This window comes from Ruminococcus difficilis (assembly GCF_016680995.1).
Window position 1 is genome coordinate 1 of sequence record NZ_JAEQMG010000130.1, and the last position, 1,673, is coordinate 1,673.

The 1,673-nt window shown below is 44.2% G+C and carries 2 protein-coding genes; both read right to left on the reverse strand.

The genetic code is table 11. The annotated features are described in order from the left end of the window. The coding region (tnpB, locus tag JKK62_RS12230) for an IS66 family insertion sequence element accessory protein TnpB (protein ID WP_201428119.1) at positions 1-328 on the reverse strand (328 nt) is incomplete at its 3' end. Continuing rightward, positions 325-636 (reverse strand): IS66 family insertion sequence element accessory protein TnpA, encoded by a 312-nt coding sequence (gene tnpA / locus JKK62_RS12235; RefSeq protein ID WP_201428120.1) that lies wholly within the window; start codon positions 634-636, stop codon positions 325-327. The genes tnpA and tnpB, both read right to left, overlap by 4 nt. Between the last annotated feature and the right edge of the window lie 1,037 nt (positions 637-1,673).

Here is a 1,673-nt window from a genome sequence, read left to right on the forward strand (position 1 = left end):
TCTTCCGATCTTTTTTCTGTTCTACCTCAAGCCCTTCCATCAGCCACCGAAAGCTCTGCGGAGTCAGTAATTTCAATTCATCTTTTGAACGCGGCCACTGAAAGCTGCCGTTATTCAGACGCTTGTACAACAGAACAAATCCATCGCCTGAAAACCACAGAGCTTTGATTCTGTCGGTCCTTCGTCCGCAGAACAGGAACAGGCTGTTTTCGTTGATTTCATAGCCATATTGCAGTATGACGATTTGTGCCAACCCGTCGATTCCACGGCGCAGGTCAGTGTAACCGCAGGCGATGTAGTAGTTTTTGATATTTGACAGATCGATCATGGCTGCCTCAGAAAGGACACCGCCGCCCTGACGGTTTCGGGATTGGCATTTCCGGTGATCTCAATTGTTGCAGCATTGGTTCTGATGACAATTCCACCGGGGTTGAATAGCTCGGGGATATCTACCTGTACAATTTCAGGCGCCGAAGTTTCGATCGCTGCCTCGCGCAGCTTTCTCAATCTGTAGTAATACGTTTTGGGACTGATCGATTTTCCTGCGCAGAACTCTCTGATGCTCAATCCGCTATCCTCACGCTCACGCACCATCTCGTTCCATTGACTTAGTCTGACCTGTTTTCTGATTTCCATAATTTTGTTCATGTAACCACCTGCTTTTCTCTTTCTAAGGAACTCCAAAGTACTCCATTAGAGTTTATTGGAGTGTTTTTCCCTAAACATATTATCTCACGTTTTTTGGTGGTTTGGTAGAGGGGCGGTGGTTGAGCGGTTACATATTTCACAAAAGATATAATCCATATAAAAATCCCTATAACTTGACGTTTGTCAAGCTATAGGGATAATTGTTTTATTCCTCTGTCCATATTTATTATATCGCATCCCAAAAATTATGTCAAGAGTATTTCCTGTCGATTTACGGAAATCAATTTTACAAAAACATGCACGGTTTATGTAACCTTGTAGGGGCTGACCCATGTGTCAGCCCTTTAATCCGATGTTGTTTTCCCGTCCGATTGGCGGTAAAAATTCGATGTTTGGGTTCACCGCCCCCGGGCGCACACATTGGTGCGCCCCTACACCCTTAATGAGAAGTTGATTTTGGAAAATTGATTTCCGTGCTGTCGATTTCTGTTATATGTAGATGTTCATACCTTTTTCCTCTGTTTGTATTACCCAGCCGCATCGCAGCCGATGAAAAATGACGTGCGGTTTTTTACTCTGAAAATGTAGTCGGGCAGTGGTCAAAATCCACGACAATGACGTGTGAAAATCGGGTTGGTCACACGCGATTTTTAATAGAATGAAATGCGCACGACGTGCGTATCACACGGCGGTAATACAAGTTCTTACTCGAATCGGCGTTTTTGTGTTGAAAAACGCTTGACAAAACCACGTGTCTGTGGTATCATAGTCCCTGCAAGTGAGCGAGGCTCACCACGCAGCAACAGAATACTTAGGGGTATAGCTCAGTTGGTAGAGCAGCGGTCTCCAAACGTCAACCGTAACTTGATCTCCCGCATGATTACTGGATTTCTCAGGCTTGAAACGTCGGTTTCAAGCCTTTTTTCGTGTTTTGATTTTTGCAAGTCGTTAAAGTGATTTATGCAAAATTGAGGTCAAAACCTGCAAAAGATTTTGGAACAGCATCAAAAGACCAGCAATTTTTC

Excerpts from the sequence above, each read along its gene's own strand:
- tnpA (WP_201428120.1), bottom strand. The coding sequence starts at position 636 with ATGGAAATCAGAAAACAGGTCAGACTAAGTCAATGGAACGAGATGGTG.